This is a genomic window from Salirhabdus sp. Marseille-P4669 (genome assembly GCF_900240405.1).
In the GTDB taxonomy this organism is placed as follows: domain Bacteria; phylum Bacillota; class Bacilli; order Bacillales; family Alkalibacillaceae; genus OEQK01.
In genome coordinates this window covers 471,199-486,054 of record NZ_OEQK01000002.1, presented here as the reverse complement: position 1 = coordinate 486,054, position 14,856 = coordinate 471,199, and the positions used below count along the sequence as shown (strand labels likewise).

The following is a 14,856-nucleotide window of genomic DNA, read 5'->3' as shown; positions in this document are numbered from 1 at the left end:
TACGTTAAATCCAACCACGGAATCTGGAGGCTTCCGCCATTTTACGAACACCGACCATATAGGCAGCTAATCTCATATCAATTTTACGATTTTGAGATGTTTCATAAATATTATGAAATGATTTTACGAGTACTTTTCTAAGTTTTTCTTGAACTTCTTCTTCTGTCCAATAGTAGCCTTGATTGTTTTGAACCCATTCAAAGTAAGAAACTGTTACACCACCAGCTGATGCCAATACATCAGGCACTAACAAAATGCCTCGTTCTGTTAAAATCTTAGTAGCCTCTAACGTTGTAGGACCATTAGCTGCTTCTACAACGATGCTCGCTTTTATGTTGTGGGCATTATTTTCTGTAATTTGATTTTCGATTGCTGCCGGAACTAAAATATCACAATCTAGCTCTAACATTTCCTTGTTCGAGATGGTATTATCGAACAAGTTTGTGACAGTTCCAAAACTATCTCGACGATCAAGCAAATAATCTATATCTAAACCATCTGGGTCATGAATGGCACCTTGCGCATCTGAAATTGCAATAACTTTTGCACCTAAATCGTTCATAAATTTTGCTAAAAAGCCTCCAGCATTTCCAAAGCCTTGAACGATAACGCGGGCACCATTTAAATCAATACCCTTTAGTTTAGCCGCTTCCTCAATACAAATCGTAACCCCTTTTGCAGTTGCGGTGTCTCTTCCGTGCGACCCACCTAATACTAATGGCTTTCCGGTAATAAAACCAGGGCTATTAAATTCATCAATTCTGCTATATTCATCCATCATCCAGGCCATAATTTGGGAGTTTGTGAATACATCTGGCGCAGGAATATCTTTGGTAGGACCTACAATTTGGCTAATTGCTCTTACATAGCCTCTACTTAGAGATTCTAGTTCACGGAATGACATTTGACGTGGATCACAAACAATTCCACCCTTTCCTCCACCATATGGAAGATCAACGATACCAGCTTTCAAACTCATCCAAATAGATAAAGCTTTCACTTCGTCTTCATTTACGTCCGGATGAAATCGAACGCCACCCTTAGTCGGACCGACAGCATCATTGTGCTGTGCACGATAACCTGTAAATACCTTCACAACTCCATCATCCATGCGGACTGGGATTCTAATTGTCATTAGACGTAATGGCTCTTTTAATAATTCATAGGTTTCTTCAGGATATCCTAGTTTATTTAATGCTTCCTTAATAATAAACTGCGTTGATGTTAATACATTCATACTATCATTTTGCTCCATCGAAGAATCCGCTGGCTTGTCGGCAACCATTTACTTACCTCCTAAAAATTTGAAAAACTATTAATTATAATTTTTTAGTAAAAATAAAGATTCTAATACTTTCAGAAATTAGTATACACCTTCCAATTTTTTATGCAACCATTTTTCGTTAAATTTTTGAAAGCGATTTCACTTCTTTATTTCTAGACTATTCTATGGACATTTGAATAAAGGTTTCAATCATATCTTCATACGAAATACCTTTCGCTCTCGCTGCATCTGGAAAAAGACTTGTTGGTGTCATTCCTGGTAAGGTATTCACTTCAAGTATGATGGGATTGTTCCCTTCGTCTACTATAAAGTCAACTCTAGAGTACGTTTTACAGCCTAGAATTTGATGTGCCTTCACCGCAAATTCCATTAGTTCTCTAGATAGGTCTGCGTCAATATTGGCTGGAACGATATGTTCACTTCCACCCTCTGCATATTTTGATTCGTAATCATAGTATTCATTTTTAGGGATGATTTCAATAACAGGGAATGCTGTTTCTTCTCCTCTTTTCCCCCAAACTGCTACGGTCATTTCGCGACCCTTTACATATTCTTCAACAATTAACTCTGTATCATGTGTAAATGCACTCTTGATAGCCTCTTCTATTTGCTCTTCCTTTTTCACAATGGTTAGGCCTAACGTGGAGCCTTCTTGATTTGGTTTAATAACAAATGGTATGGAAAAATTAGTTAAAATATCTGTTACGAACGCTTCAGTGGATGAAAAGTCCGCATGATGATATGTTTTTCCTTTGGCGATTGGTAAACCATTTTGGTGAAATATTTGTTTAGCTTTTGATTTATCCATTGCAAGTGCAGAAGCTAATACTCCAGAGCCTACATAAGGAATTTCTTTCATGTCCAACAGACTTTGTATTTTTCCATCCTCACCAAATTTTCCATGCAAGCCAATGAACACCATATCTACATTTAGTTCTAAGATTTCATTTAACTTATTAGGGTGAAAGTCTATCCCTATTACTTCATGTCCCTTTTGTTTCAATGCATTCATAATCCCTTTGCCAGAAGAAAGGGATACTTCTCTTTCACCAGAGGTCCCTCCATACAGTACTGCAATTTTCATCTGTTTTACACTCCTAACTGGATGTTCCTAATTGCCGATTCAGGCATAATCTTTTCCTTTTCATTCATGATTCTACCTAACAAAACATATACGTAGTATTCCAAAATTTTAAAGGTGAAATCATACCACAATCTTATCATGAATGAGACAAGTTCTACTATTCTTTTTTATTATAATAAGGCAACAGGAATCTTTATGAATTAGAGAAATAGCCTTGAATCTGTTCAATTGCATTATCCTCTAATATTATTTTTCCATATTCTTTTAAGCGGTAGGATGTAACAGTACTGGGAGAGGAAAATTCGGACATAATTGCAATTAAATTTCCTTTGTCTATTTCTTTTAGATCTTCCACTTTTAACTCCATATAATAGGCGGAGTTCCAATAATAAATTGTCCCACCAGTTAGACCTTGTGGATATAAATAATTACTTACTTGAATAACGGACTCAAAATCTTCAAATGAATAAATAAATTCCTTATTTTCGTCTAACGTAACCTTCATTTCAATATAATCCTCATCAATGTATTCGAAATCCTGTGTCACAACAATTAACATTCCTTGAGCTTGCAGCAAATGAATTCGAACGGACAAATTACCATCAATCTCAATACCGAGCTCATCACTTGCTTCAAATAACATATCCTGAAACATTTGGTTTGCTTTAGGGAAGTTATACCACAATTCCTCTTTTGTGAAACCTCTTTCATCTAGATCGTCAAATGTTAAAAAAATTTTAAACTTATACAGATCAATTCGCTCTAACCTCACTGATTTCACCCCACTCTTTCAGGATTACTACTTATCCAAACTACACTGTACTTCGTTTACTACAGTTTATGAATGATAGACCCGTCATGTTGCATTATTCTTTAAAAATCTATTGTTCCCCTAATCTGAGGTAATGGTAATACGGTGACATTCCGCTTTTGTTCCAAGACGTAAGGGTAATTTAGTCGTTCCATATCCTTCGCTAATAAAAAAATGGGTTAAAGCACGTTTCGATAGTCCACCTCTTGGATATAAACCCCAACCAAGGATTCTTATTTGACCTCCATGTGTATGCCCACTTACAACTAGATTGACTCGTTTTTGTTCCTTTTCATTCAGAAGTTCAAATGTTTTTGGATCATGGATAGCAAGGATGATATAATCTCCATTCGCGTGTTTAAACCCAGCCTCCACATCCACATCTCTTACCGTATCACAATCTAAACCGATTAACGTTACTTGCTTGCCATTCTTTAATTCAAATGTCACAGATGTGTTTGTCAGTATATGAACATCGTTTCGCTCCAAGGTTGCAATCAAGTCTTGCTCACTGACTTCCACATCATTATTGCCCCATATAAAATAGATTGGGGCACCTAATTGCTTTAGTTTCTTTACATTACCCTCTACTCGTTGTAAAGAAACGCCTTTTTCACAAAGGTCGCCACCTATCACTGTAAATTGAACATGTCCAATTTGTTGAAGTGTTGTATCTTGAATGATTCGTTTATGAATATCGGATATAAAAAAGAAGGACAAGTCACCTTCTTTTCGTGGATACTTTGCATCTTTAATCCTAATATTTTCAAAGGAATCCGTATGGGCTTGCTTATGCATATGAAATATAAGAAATATGCCAATTAATAAGATGATAAATATTAAGATTCCATTCAAAATGATATACAAACTTATTCTCCTCTTTTATTGCATTATTTTATCATTATTAACACAATTATCCTACTTTAATAATTTCATCTTTAACAAAATACTATTGAACTGTTACATGTTTTATTACCTTTCCAAAATCCATCAACCAGATTTACAAAAAACCTCTAGCCTACTCAAATAGGTCTAGAGGTTTTTTGTAAATGAATGTACGGGAATGTGGTTACATTTCCTTAACATCTAAAATTCGAAAGCCAGATTTCTCTAACTTTTTAATAATTCGATCTACATTGTCATTTTTCTCTATTTTTATAACAATTCTTCTAAGAAGTTTATCTGTTTCATCGAAGGTAGCTATTGCGATTATATTACTATGAAAACTATTTAAAATATCCGTAAGCCTAGAAATTCTACCTTCTGCTTCTGTAGAAGTAAATGCAATTCGCACCCCAGATTTTTTCATTCCAAAAGCACTTTCAAACTGCTCTAACACTTCAAAACGCGTTACAATACCGAGAAAGTTTGCGTCCTCATCCACAACAGCTAATAGAGGAAATCCTTTAAAAGCTGTGAGAGTCTTTTCAAATACATCCTTCTTTGTTATAAAAAGATCCCCATGGTCCACGATATCTTCAACCTTATTATTTTGCAGAAAGTCTTCTTTTGTAATCGTTTCTGTTTCAAAATACTTTTCATAAATCATCTGCTTGGAGACCATGCCAATAAATTTTGTATTTTCTAAAACAGGAGCACTTTGTATATCTTTTTCTAATAATGTTTCTAAAACGAGTTTTAAACTATCTTCCTTTTTAAATGTAATACATTCATGACTCGGTTTTAAAATGCTATTTACAAACATTCCCATCACCTAACCTTTTTATATGGTATGAGCTAATTTTCATCTTTATTATAATATTTCTGTAAATAATGGATAATTCCTTCTTTCAACCCTCTCAATCTATGAATCAGACATGTTTCTTTCACATAATATGGAATGTATGACATTTTGACATCATGAAAGGAGGATTTAAGTGCAACAGCATACTCAACGAAAATACTGGTATCCTTACGTGAGCCCTTTAGATCCTTGTCCACCAATGAAAGTAAAATCATATGAAACCCCGCCTCAGCTTTATATGGGATTTCAACCACCATCCTTACCTCAGTTTAGTCCAAAGGAAGCGTTAGCGTACGGAACACTTTGGCCAGCATTGTATAGTCCATATCCGAATCCATACAAACGGGAGGAGAATGAAAATGGCTAAAACAATGCCCCCTGAATTTTATCATTTAATGGAGGATATTCAAGCAGTTGACTTCGTTTTAGTGGAACTCACCCTCTATTTAGACACACATCCTGATGATTATGAGGCAATACAACAGTTTAACTATTTTGCAAAGCAAAGTAAAATGCTGAAAAAGGAATACGAACGGCAATTCGGGCCTCTTCGGCAATTCGGTGCGAGTTATAGCGGATATCCATGGAATTGGGATGATACACCGTGGCCATGGCAAATTTAAGAAAGGAGCTAAGTTATGTGGTATTACGAAAAAAAGTTAGAGTATCCGGTTAAGGTAAGCACGTGTAATCCTATGCTCGCCAAGTATTTAATTGAACAATATGGTGGTGCAGACGGCGAATTAGCTGCAGCACTTCGATATTTAAATCAACGGTATACCATTCCAGACAAAGTAATTGGATTACTTACAGATATTGGGACGGAAGAGTTTGCCCACTTAGAAATGATTGCGACGATGGTATACAAATTAACCAAAGATGCAACACCTGAAATGATGAAGGAAGCAGGTCTTGGAGACCATTACGCAAATCATGATAAGGCATTATTTTATCATAATGCTGCGGGAGTCCCTTGGACAGCAACTTATATTCAAGCCAAAGGAGATCCTATTGCAGATCTTTACGAAGATATTGCAGCAGAGGAAAAAGCTAGAGCAACATACCAATGGATTATTAATATGTCTGATGACCCAGATTTAAACGACGGATTGAAATACTTGAGAGAAAGAGAAGTAGTTCACTCACAAAGATTTAGAGAAGCAGTAGAGATTTTAAAAGAGGAGCGTGATCGCAAGAAGATTTTCTAACCGAGAAATTAGCCTTTTCTTTATGCCATAGCCCAAAAGATGTGAGAACATTGTTGGTTCCACATCTTTTTTGTTTTCTTAGCTGGCATATCCAATACCCAACACTTTCTTAAAATAGGTGCAATAGAAAAGAGGATTATGTTTTGCTTACCGCTCTGGATTGGAGGTGAAGCACTTTTGAACCTAACTTTAGCATCATTGAAAACGTATTTCCTCACCTATTGGATTAACTTTATCCAGATCTTCATCATTGATAAACACACCAGAATAATATAGTGGAATCGCAATTAAGGTTAAAATAAATAAAATAACAATAAAACGTAAAAGGTAAACATTCCATTTCCTAGCCGTTTTTTCTTTCTTCTTTTCTCGCCTGTAAATTCTGGAGTTTTTCTTTTCTCCACTATTTTTCTGTGTTTCGCGTTCTTGAGCAGATGAGATCTGTTGGTTCTGTTGGTTAGTATTCTCTTTTTCTTCTTTTCGGTTCGGTTTACTATGTACTTCCTTGCGCGGAGGTAACTGGAAGACGTCAACCGTTTCGTCTTCGTTTATAGAACGATCCTCTTTCTTATACTCAGCTGACTGATTTTCCTTCCTCGATGTCAATTTCTTCACCCCATTTGAACTTTATGATGTAAGCTAATATTAGGTCAACAAAAAAATGGGCCACAATGGTTACAAGTAAATTATCAGTTATTTCATATAAGTAACCAATAAAGAAACTCATGAACATTATCGATACAAACAAAACAGGCTTACATAAATATCGTACATGGACAAGCGCAAATGTCACACTTCCTATGAAAAAACCAAAAGTGGTGTGGATGACACCTCGGAATAGCATTTCCTCAGATATCGCTACAAACAAAACGAGTAGTGGAATATGCACCTTACTTAAACTCGTAAAAACACGCTCGTTAATTCCACCATCATCGTAATATTTTCTGGGTAAAAAACGCATTAGTAAAATATCAATGAGAACAACGGCTATCGCCGGGAGAACACCATACAATAACAGTTGTGTAAGATCCCACCTCAGTAGGCTGAACCAACTGTCTATGACGAAAAATCCACTAATGATCGCAACAATAAAAATAATAGCCTGGGATAAATAGAGCTGAAACACTAATTCTTTATTTGTTAGACTTTTAATGATTTCGGCTTGATTCAAGTGTTTCTTCAATATAATCACCCTATTTGAAATATCTTTTTTAACTTTTCATTCCAATTATATGTCGCATCCTTGATTGGTAGCCCTTCTGTCTGCCAATTTGATAAAACAGAATGACAATGATCACAACATAGTAATTCTGGTTTTGTAAATCCATTTTGAAAGGATTCATATAGTTTTTCCCGTCTGCAACTTGTGGAATGTATCCAGCTTAAAAATTGCGTAAATAATTCCTCTTTATTACGCATTCGTTTATTCCGATAGGCTAAGGTAGTTTCAAGGCCAGTTCTCCATTTACTATGGTCGTTTACTAGGATCCCATTTTCTATAAGGTTATTTCTTTCTAATTGATGAGATATAAACCCCCACTGAGTTTCATTCAACTCCAAGTTTATGAAAATAGCTTCTTCCAATTGGGGTAATTCTCGAATCGTTGTACTAGATAAAAAATGAAATACGTCCTGTATTTGTTTATCTGTTGGAAGTTCTTGTTCGATTAAGGTTAACGGAATTTGTTCATCTCCATTACTGTATAAAACAAGTCCCACGCTTTGTTTTCCGTCTCTACCAGCACGCCCAACCTCTTGAATATAGGACTCTAATTGAGTTGGCATATGAAAATGAATCACAAGACGTACATCCGGTTTATCCACTCCCATACCGAAAGCACTCGTACAACATATTATATCTAATTGATTGTTCATAAATTGCTGCTGAATTAGGAGTCTATCTTCTGAATCCATACCACCATGGTAATAGGAAACATTTCGATTAGGTAGTCTTTCACCCAATATTGTACTAATTCTTTCACACCACATTCTACTTGAAAAATAAATCATTGTAGGAACTTGTTTTTCTTTTAACAAATTTATGATTCTATCTACTTTATCGGTCCAATTAGCTGTATGTTCAATAACAAACGCAATATTTTCACGGTCCATTGGGTAGATTCGCTTCAACATCTTGGGACGACCTAAGTAATGCATAATATCTTGTTGAACTTCAGGAGTTGCTGTAGCACTTAATGCTAAAACCGGAGGATTATTTAATTGACTTATAACTGCTTTTAATTTTAAATAATCCGTACGAAACTCATGACCCCACTGGGAGATACAATGTGCTTCATCGATAACAAACAGCGAAATGTGTTGGGTTAATAGTACCTTCATAATCCAGCTATTTTGAAGCATCTCTGGAGATACGTAAATCAATTTGTACTGGTTCAAATTGTTGATAATCGCCTTCTTTTGCTCCACATTCATCATACTATTAATGGCTGCTACTCTTTTAAAACCTTTTGCTTTTAATTGCTTTACTTGGTCTATCATAAGAGAAATTAATGGGGAAACAACAATTGTGATGCCACGAAACAGTATACTAGGTAGTTGATAACACAAAGACTTTCCTGTTCCCGTAGGTAAAATTCCTAAAACATCGTGACCGGATAAGATATCTTTAATTATTTCCTTTTGACCCGTGCGGAACGTTGAAAAACCAAAATGTTTTTCTAGCGTTTCTATAACGAATCCTTCCTTTATTTCTTTCATTACGTCCCCCCACCTTCCCTCTAGCTACTAAAATGCTTTGCAAACACTAACCTTATATCAAAATAATCAATATCATTTGGTAAACTTTCTTTTATAACCTTTAGTCGTTTTGTTTGTAACTCTTGTACTTTTGCTAAAATAATACGTTCTTTATCTTTTGAAACAAAAGAATGTATGGAAAAGCTAGGTTCCACTACTGCTATTTCAATGATGTGATCTTGGATTGTACTCCTTTTTAAATTCCTTTTAGCCGCAATTTCGGATAATGATATTCCTTGTCGATAGAACATCAACGTTTTTTGTGCTGAAGTGGTTAATGGTAAAGCATCTGATATATTTGGAACAAACGATGGTAATACCTTTAGGCCATGATTATTTTCCGAAACTTTATTTAGAATATAGTGAATAGTCGCTTGCAAATACAATTCCACATCATCTACTGTTATTTTCACTTGCGTTGCAATCTGGTCTTTACTAAGTCCAATCAGTTTATAGCCTGACATTCTAGCAATGATGATATCACGATAAGGACTGGGAATCGACTCAAATAGTAACATCAGATCCTTATATAAATTGTTAAAAAGCCCCTCTAGATTCCTTTTATTGTGATGGAAATATTGTCTTACCCAACGTTTAGCAGCTTCATCATCTACAATCGGTACAAATTCTTTCTGTTGATTTAGCATATTAGATGCTGTTTGAATGAAAAGGAGAAGTCTGTTCAAAAAAAGTGGTGCCATCTTATGATAGGTATAGCCCTGGAACCAATCTAATCCTTCTATATCGTTAATAGAATGTAAGTATTTTTCTCCATCTGATGTTAATTCGATGCCTTGATTTTCATCCACATCCAGTAATTGTTGCTTTTGGAATTTTTTTATGGTTTTATCATAATGAAGTCGGTTAAGTGTTGGATATACCCCAAAAAATACTTCTACTTGAAACAATTTCGCATCCTGTATTGTCTGGGTTGATTTTTTTCCGGTTAATAAATGATAAACCGATGAAAGACTTCGTTCTCCCTGTAATTGTTTTAAACATCGCAATAATATGGCATGAAACACTTATCCTCACCTCAAACGTCTACTAAAAATCCTATGTTTCTACAAAATGTACTATGTTTTTATTATAACTGTTTTTTATTGAAAAGTTCTAATATCAGTTTTACAATTATTATGTCACATTTAATTGGAATAATATTTTTATTTGTAAGACTAATACAGTTTTACGCATAGAATCAAATTCGTTTTGAACGTTCCCAGAATCTTACGATGATTCTTGTGATTTCTTTTATAGGGGGATTCAAATGGCTAAATTTACAATCGTGGATCAGGATACTTGTATTGCTTGTGGCGCCTGTGGTACTACAGCTCCCGATATATTTGATTATAACGATGAAGGATTATCATTTGTTATTTTAGATAACAACAATGGTACGAGTGAGGTACCAGCCGACTTAATAGAAGACTTAGAAGATGCCTTTGATGGCTGTCCTACTGAATCGATAAGAATTTCAGATAAGGCATTTGATGGTGACCCGAATAAGTTTGAATAAACCGGGAGAATCAGGCACATAGAGTTGGCTACCTACCTAAAAACTCTGTGTACGAGATAAATACGGGCACATTGCGGGGGGCTATCTTACCGAAACTCTGTGTATTGAGATAAATACGGACACATAGAGACTGTCTATGAACCCGAAAACTGGTGAATTTACAAGAACTGGTCACATAGCAATAGTCTATGTGTCCGAAAACCGTAACAAAATACAAAAAGGTCACTAAGCAACCACTTAGCGACCAAAAATAAAGTAGAAAATAGTACGATTCATCACAGACTAAAATTCTGAGATATTATTTTTTTAACCCATATCGAATAGCAAACACAGTCTCTTTGTTCTCAACTATTTGTACCTGAATATATCTTTCTGAATCGATATTATACGTATATGTGTTACAAGAGGTATTACCGGGACATGTTTGAACCGTATTATCGTAATGTTCTCCAAATACACTTACTGCATCTGCCTTTGTCTTTGGCAATGCTTTAAACAATCCATCAGCGAGATACTGTGGGTAAAAAGTATATTCTCGAATCGGACCATTCTCCCCATCAAATGTTGCTTCTACTCCGTACCCATCCAAACTATATTTTAGGCGAGCAATATTTGAATTTACATCTTCTTCTAGTGGTGATCCTATTACACCAATCATCTCCTCATAGCTCATACCAAGACGTAAGCCTAAAAATGTATGGTCCTGCTTAATCTTATCATATGTTAACGTATGCGCCGTATCTTCCATAATTGTGTTGTTTTCCGGGATACTTTGAATGGAATATTGTTCATCACTACTTTCTGGAATTTCCGCAATCTCAGCGTCGTAAATAGCTTCTTCCTTCCTTTCTTCTCCAGTATCCATATTCATCTCGGCTGTTTCTTGTTTAGTTTGATTTAAATAAACAGATGTGATGCTTATAGCAAAAAATGCTACGGCTGCAGCTAAAGAAAACAGGGGAACATACGCTTTTTTCTTTGGTTTAATCTCTGTTTCTTCATCCATATGTTTGACAATCTTTGTATATAATTCTTCCATACGCTGATGGTCCTTCATCTTAGGCATGTTTTGAAGTAAGGATTTTATTTTATCATCGTTCCCGTTATTTTTCGTCACGTTGCATCCCCTCCTCCATAGCCTCCATATATTTTTTTAAGGCTTTCATTGCTCGATGTTGGGTTGTCTTCACTTTACTTTCACTCCACTCCAATACTTCTGCCGTTTCTTGAATGGAGAGGGATTGTATAAACCTTAATATTACAACAGATTGTTGATCCAATGAGCAACGACTGAGACATAAATACATTTTTCTTACTTCTTCATTTTGAAGAGCAATCTCTTCCGGCAATTTTGATGCATCCTGAATCTGCTCTCCTTTTTCTGTCCAATCAAACGATTCGAATATATGCTTTCGTTTTCGCTTTTGACTTCTAAAGTAATCAATTGCAATGTGCCTTGCAATGGAAAACAGCCATGTCTTTTCACTACTGTCCCCTTTAAAAGTAGAATATGAGCGTAAAACCTTTATATAAACTTCTTGAACTAAGTCTTCTGCTAACGTTCGATCCTTCACCATATAGAATAAAAATTGAAACAAATCATGATGGTATTTATGATAAAGATCTTGAAAGACTTCTTTCATAGGAAAGCCTCCCATTCATTATATTTGTCGACTAAAAACAAAATAAGTTACATAATTTTTATACCAAATTCACCCTTCCCATATTCTACCACAATTACATGCGTATAAAAGGAGATGAACTCGATTTATACCCGGCAAAAGCGAAATACTTTCATTGAAACTCAACAAAACTCACAATGCCTTGGATTGGCTTTTGTACTAAACACCGCCACATAACTTCCAACATTTCTGCAGATAAAAAAAAGCTAAGCAATGGTTTTTGCTCAGCTTGGCTATTTCATATGAAACAATATTAAACAACATGATTCTCTAGGATTATCTATTTTTTGATAGATTTTGGCAAGGTAACAATGAAGGTTGTCCCCTTATCCACCTTACTGTGAACATCAACTGTACCTTGATGTGCTTCGATAATGTTTTTAGCTATCGCTAATCCTAAGCCAGTACCGGATGCGCCTTCTTTCTTGACCCTAGATTTATCTGCTTTATAGAATCGTTCAAATATAAAAGGTAAATCCTCTTCTTTAATACCAGAACCAGAATCAACTACACTGAATTGGATGGAACCATTTGCTAGAGAATCGACCATTAGTTTAACGTGCCCATTTTCAGAAGTATGTCTTATTGCATTATCTATTAGGTTTGTTAAAACTTGCTCCATTCGATCTGGGTCAAAGATGAAGGTTTCACTCTTATAATTATTTTCCATTAGTAAATGAATCGATTTTTCTTCAGCAATACCAGCAAACTTTTTATAAATTTTTGTTAAATATGGGGTTACATTTACTTCCTCCATATTTAAATGGATATGTCCTGCTTCCATTCTTGCTAAATCTAACAATTCGTTTACTAATCTTCCCATGCGCAACGACTCTTCATAAATTATTCGAGCAAGCTCATTTTTCTCATCCTGTGATTGAGCTATATCGTCCATTATGGCCTCACTATATCCCTGTAACATAGAAATCGGAGTTCTTAGCTCATGGGATACATTTGCAATGAAATCTTTTCTTAACTTGTCTAGCTGTCTCTCTTCTGTCATATCCCGTACTACTGCTACAGCACCTCGTATAAAGGATTGATTATACAGTGGTGAGATAAGCATAACAAATGTACGCCCTTGGATGCTTATCTCTCTCATTACTTCCTCTTCACGAGAAATGACTTGTTTTAGTGCTTCCTTTAGCTCATTAGGGACAATCTTCATTTCGCGATTACTACTCGTTTGATTGAAGGATAGTAAATCAATAAAGCGATCTGCGGGTGGATTTGTTAGAACAACTTCTCCCTCTCGATTTAAAGAAATGACACCGTCGGCCATAGAAGCTAATATACTTTGAACTTGTTCTTTTTCTTGGTTTAATGCATGAATATGATATTTTAATTGACGTCCCATCCGATTAAACGCAATGGCCAGCTCCCCAATTTCATCATGTGTTAAGATTGGTACTTTTGTATGGAATTCACCCTTCGCTAACTCAAGAGCAGCTTTTCGCATTTTTATCAATGGTGCAGTCATTCTTGTAGATAAAAAGAACGCGAAGAAAGTTGTTAAAATAATCGCTATTCCTGCAGCTAATACGATTAGCCTTGTTGTTTGTTTTGTCGTCTCTTCTATATTATCAAGAGACTGATAGATGAATACGGCTCCTAATTGGCTTTCTAAAGGTTGGCCAACTAAAAGCACTTCCGTATCCGTATTTGGTAATGTTGTTTTCTTCTTCAAATTCCCATTATGTGATAAAACTTCGGTTAAGTCTTCATCTGAATAAAACCAATCTAATTCGACGGAATCTAACTTTTTATCGGTACTATCGGAAATCCAATATTCCATATCATTAAAGAATACAACGACACGATTCGATGGATCTCTTACTTGTTCAATCGTATTCGTAACAAGCTCCCGGTCATGATATTCTCCAATAATTTTAGATACAACATTAGCAGCTTGCATGAGCTCTTCTTCTGCCTCATTCTCGTGATAGGTTTCAAAAAACTGCAGCAATAAAATAGTTAGCGTAACTAGGACGAATGTAAAGAATAACAAAATGGTAGCCCATAATTTAACTACTATACTTCGCCAAAACATTATCCCTTGCCTACCTCAAATTTGTATCCAACTCCCCATACCGTAACAATCATTTTAGCAGCATCTTTGGAAACTTTACTTAGTTTTTCACGCAAACGTTTTACATGGGTATCTACTGTTCTCAAATCTCCAAAAAATTCATAATTCCAAACCTCTTTAAGAAGATCTTCTCTTGAAAATACCTTATCTGGCGATTTAGCAAGAAAATGTAATAATTCATATTCTTTTGGTGTTAAATTGATTTCTTTTTCATCTGCTGTAACCCGATGTGCATCCTTCTCTATCGTTAGGTGTGGAAAAACGAGCACATCTTGAGCTGATGTAGAGTGTTTTAAGAACTTAGTCGTTGAAGAGCGGCGTAACAACGCTTTTACACGAAGCACTACCTCTCTTGGACTAAATGGTTTTACGATATAATCATCAGCACCAACTTCAAATCCTTGGACACGATTTGCTTCTTCCCCTTTTGCCGTTAACATAATAACTGGAGTGGCTTTATGCTCCCGCAATTGAGTACAAACCTCTTCCCCACTTAAGCCTGGCATCATAAGGTCCAACAAAATTAAATCATAATCTTCATTCAATGCTTTTTGTAAAGCGGTCTCCCCATCTTCCGCTTCATCAATTTCAAAGTCCTCTCTTACTAAGTACATCTTCAGTAGCCTTCTAATACGTTCCTCATCATCAACAACTAATATTCTAGCATCCATGTCACAATC

At 35.5% G+C, this 14,856-nt stretch carries 17 protein-coding genes; 4 read left to right on the top strand and 13 right to left on the bottom strand.

Going from position 1 to position 14,856, the window contains the following annotated elements:
- Positions 1 to 4: 4 nt before the first annotated feature.
- From C1A05_RS05495 to C1A05_RS05475, 5 genes are all read right to left on the bottom strand, one after another.
- Entirely contained in the window at positions 5 to 1,285 is a 1,281-nt protein-coding gene (locus tag C1A05_RS05495) for a Glu/Leu/Phe/Val family dehydrogenase (RefSeq protein ID WP_102027175.1), read from the bottom strand.
- 157 nt (positions 1,286 to 1,442) lie between these two features.
- Complete coding sequence (locus tag C1A05_RS05490) at positions 1,443 to 2,369, bottom strand: D-alanine--D-alanine ligase (RefSeq protein WP_102027174.1); 927 nt, start codon at positions 2,367 to 2,369, stop codon at positions 1,443 to 1,445.
- Between the two features lie 193 nt (positions 2,370 to 2,562).
- Positions 2,563 to 3,141: a genetic competence negative regulator gene (locus C1A05_RS05485; RefSeq protein WP_102027173.1), complete on the bottom strand. Its 579-nt coding sequence runs from the start codon at positions 3,139 to 3,141 to the stop codon at positions 2,563 to 2,565.
- Positions 3,142 to 3,261: 120 nt separating this feature from the next.
- Positions 3,262 to 4,047, bottom strand: a complete 786-nt coding sequence (locus C1A05_RS05480; protein WP_102027172.1) for a metallophosphoesterase — start codon at positions 4,045 to 4,047, stop codon at positions 3,262 to 3,264.
- A gap of 202 nt (positions 4,048 to 4,249) precedes the next feature.
- Positions 4,250 to 4,885 (bottom strand): CBS domain-containing protein, encoded by a 636-nt coding sequence (locus C1A05_RS05475; protein ID WP_102027171.1) that lies wholly within the window; start codon positions 4,883 to 4,885, stop codon positions 4,250 to 4,252.
- A 238-nt stretch (positions 4,886 to 5,123) separates the two neighbouring features.
- Between C1A05_RS05475 and C1A05_RS05470 the strand changes: the two genes are divergently transcribed.
- Genes C1A05_RS05470 through C1A05_RS05460 form a run of 3 tightly spaced genes read left to right on the top strand, consistent with a single transcriptional unit; the run spans position 5,124 to position 6,132 of the window.
- Positions 5,124 to 5,291: a spore coat associated protein CotJA gene (locus C1A05_RS05470; RefSeq protein WP_102027373.1), complete on the top strand. Its 168-nt coding sequence runs from the start codon at positions 5,124 to 5,126 to the stop codon at positions 5,289 to 5,291.
- Positions 5,284 to 5,547, top strand: a complete 264-nt coding sequence (locus C1A05_RS05465) for a spore coat protein CotJB (RefSeq protein ID WP_102027170.1) — start codon at positions 5,284 to 5,286, stop codon at positions 5,545 to 5,547. Before C1A05_RS05470 ends, C1A05_RS05465 begins: the two co-directional genes overlap by 8 nt.
- A gap of 15 nt (positions 5,548 to 5,562) precedes the next feature.
- Positions 5,563 to 6,132, top strand: coding sequence for a manganese catalase family protein (locus tag C1A05_RS05460; RefSeq protein WP_102027169.1), 570 nt, complete (start codon positions 5,563 to 5,565; stop codon positions 6,130 to 6,132).
- Positions 6,133 to 6,327: 195 nt separating this feature from the next.
- Here C1A05_RS05460 and C1A05_RS05455 read toward each other — a convergent pair whose 3' ends face one another.
- Genes C1A05_RS05455 through C1A05_RS05440 form a run of 4 tightly spaced genes read right to left on the bottom strand, consistent with a single transcriptional unit; the run spans position 6,328 to position 9,914 of the window.
- Positions 6,328 to 6,738, bottom strand: coding sequence for a hypothetical protein (locus C1A05_RS05455; protein ID WP_102027168.1), 411 nt, complete (start codon positions 6,736 to 6,738; stop codon positions 6,328 to 6,330).
- Positions 6,707 to 7,324: a CPBP family intramembrane glutamic endopeptidase gene (locus C1A05_RS05450; protein ID WP_234998346.1), complete on the bottom strand. Its 618-nt coding sequence runs from the start codon at positions 7,322 to 7,324 to the stop codon at positions 6,707 to 6,709. The genes C1A05_RS05455 and C1A05_RS05450 overlap by 32 nt, the downstream gene beginning before the upstream one ends.
- Positions 7,321 to 8,850 carry a RecQ family ATP-dependent DNA helicase gene (locus C1A05_RS05445; RefSeq protein ID WP_102027167.1) on the bottom strand — a complete coding sequence of 510 codons (1,530 nt, stop codon included), beginning with the start codon at positions 8,848 to 8,850 and terminating at the stop codon, positions 7,321 to 7,323. The genes C1A05_RS05450 and C1A05_RS05445 overlap by 4 nt, the downstream gene beginning before the upstream one ends.
- A gap of 20 nt (positions 8,851 to 8,870) precedes the next feature.
- Positions 8,871 to 9,914 (bottom strand): helix-turn-helix domain-containing protein, encoded by a 1,044-nt coding sequence (locus C1A05_RS05440; RefSeq protein ID WP_102027166.1) that lies wholly within the window; start codon positions 9,912 to 9,914, stop codon positions 8,871 to 8,873.
- 242 nt (positions 9,915 to 10,156) lie between these two features.
- Here C1A05_RS05440 and C1A05_RS05435 point away from each other — a divergent pair, with 242 nt between their 5' ends.
- Complete coding sequence (locus C1A05_RS05435) at positions 10,157 to 10,405, top strand: ferredoxin (RefSeq protein WP_102027165.1); 249 nt, start codon at positions 10,157 to 10,159, stop codon at positions 10,403 to 10,405.
- Between the two features lie 298 nt (positions 10,406 to 10,703).
- On the opposite strand, the gene C1A05_RS05430 is transcribed toward C1A05_RS05435, so the two are convergent.
- The 4 genes from C1A05_RS05430 to C1A05_RS05415 form a co-directional block, all read right to left on the bottom strand.
- Positions 10,704 to 11,522 (bottom strand): hypothetical protein, encoded by an 819-nt coding sequence (locus C1A05_RS05430; RefSeq protein ID WP_102027164.1) that lies wholly within the window; start codon positions 11,520 to 11,522, stop codon positions 10,704 to 10,706.
- Positions 11,509 to 12,048, bottom strand: coding sequence for an RNA polymerase sigma factor SigX (gene sigX / locus C1A05_RS05425; RefSeq protein WP_102027163.1), 540 nt, complete (start codon positions 12,046 to 12,048; stop codon positions 11,509 to 11,511). Before sigX ends, C1A05_RS05430 begins: the two co-directional genes overlap by 14 nt.
- Before the next feature lie 319 nt (positions 12,049 to 12,367).
- A complete protein-coding gene (locus tag C1A05_RS05420; RefSeq protein WP_102027162.1) occupies positions 12,368 to 14,137 on the bottom strand; it encodes an ATP-binding protein in 1,770 nt (589 codons plus the stop codon).
- Complete coding sequence (locus tag C1A05_RS05415) at positions 14,137 to 14,847, bottom strand: response regulator transcription factor (RefSeq protein ID WP_102027161.1); 711 nt, start codon at positions 14,845 to 14,847, stop codon at positions 14,137 to 14,139. Before C1A05_RS05415 ends, C1A05_RS05420 begins: the two co-directional genes overlap by 1 nt.
- Between the last annotated feature and the right edge of the window lie 9 nt (positions 14,848 to 14,856).

Coding starts and splice junctions, on each gene's coding strand:
- C1A05_RS05445 (WP_102027167.1), bottom strand. CDS start 8,850: ATGAAAGAAATAAAGGAAGGATTCGTTATAGAAACGCTAGAAAAACAT.
- C1A05_RS05490 (WP_102027174.1), bottom strand. CDS start 2,369: ATGAAAATTGCAGTACTGTATGGAGGGACCTCTGGTGAAAGAGAAGTA.
- C1A05_RS05420 (WP_102027162.1), bottom strand. CDS start 14,137: ATGTTTTGGCGAAGTATAGTAGTTAAATTATGGGCTACCATTTTGTTA.
- C1A05_RS05465 (WP_102027170.1), top strand. CDS start 5,284: ATGGCTAAAACAATGCCCCCTGAATTTTATCATTTAATGGAGGATATT.
- C1A05_RS05435 (WP_102027165.1), top strand. CDS start 10,157: ATGGCTAAATTTACAATCGTGGATCAGGATACTTGTATTGCTTGTGGC.
- C1A05_RS05495 (WP_102027175.1), bottom strand. CDS start 1,285: ATGGTTGCCGACAAGCCAGCGGATTCTTCGATGGAGCAAAATGATAGT.
- C1A05_RS05475 (WP_102027171.1), bottom strand. CDS start 4,885: ATGTTTGTAAATAGCATTTTAAAACCGAGTCATGAATGTATTACATTT.
- C1A05_RS05470 (WP_102027373.1), top strand. CDS start 5,124: ATGAAAGTAAAATCATATGAAACCCCGCCTCAGCTTTATATGGGATTT.
- sigX (WP_102027163.1), bottom strand. CDS start 12,048: ATGAAAGAAGTCTTTCAAGATCTTTATCATAAATACCATCATGATTTG.
- C1A05_RS05415 (WP_102027161.1), bottom strand. CDS start 14,847: ATGGATGCTAGAATATTAGTTGTTGATGATGAGGAACGTATTAGAAGG.
- C1A05_RS05460 (WP_102027169.1), top strand. CDS start 5,563: ATGTGGTATTACGAAAAAAAGTTAGAGTATCCGGTTAAGGTAAGCACG.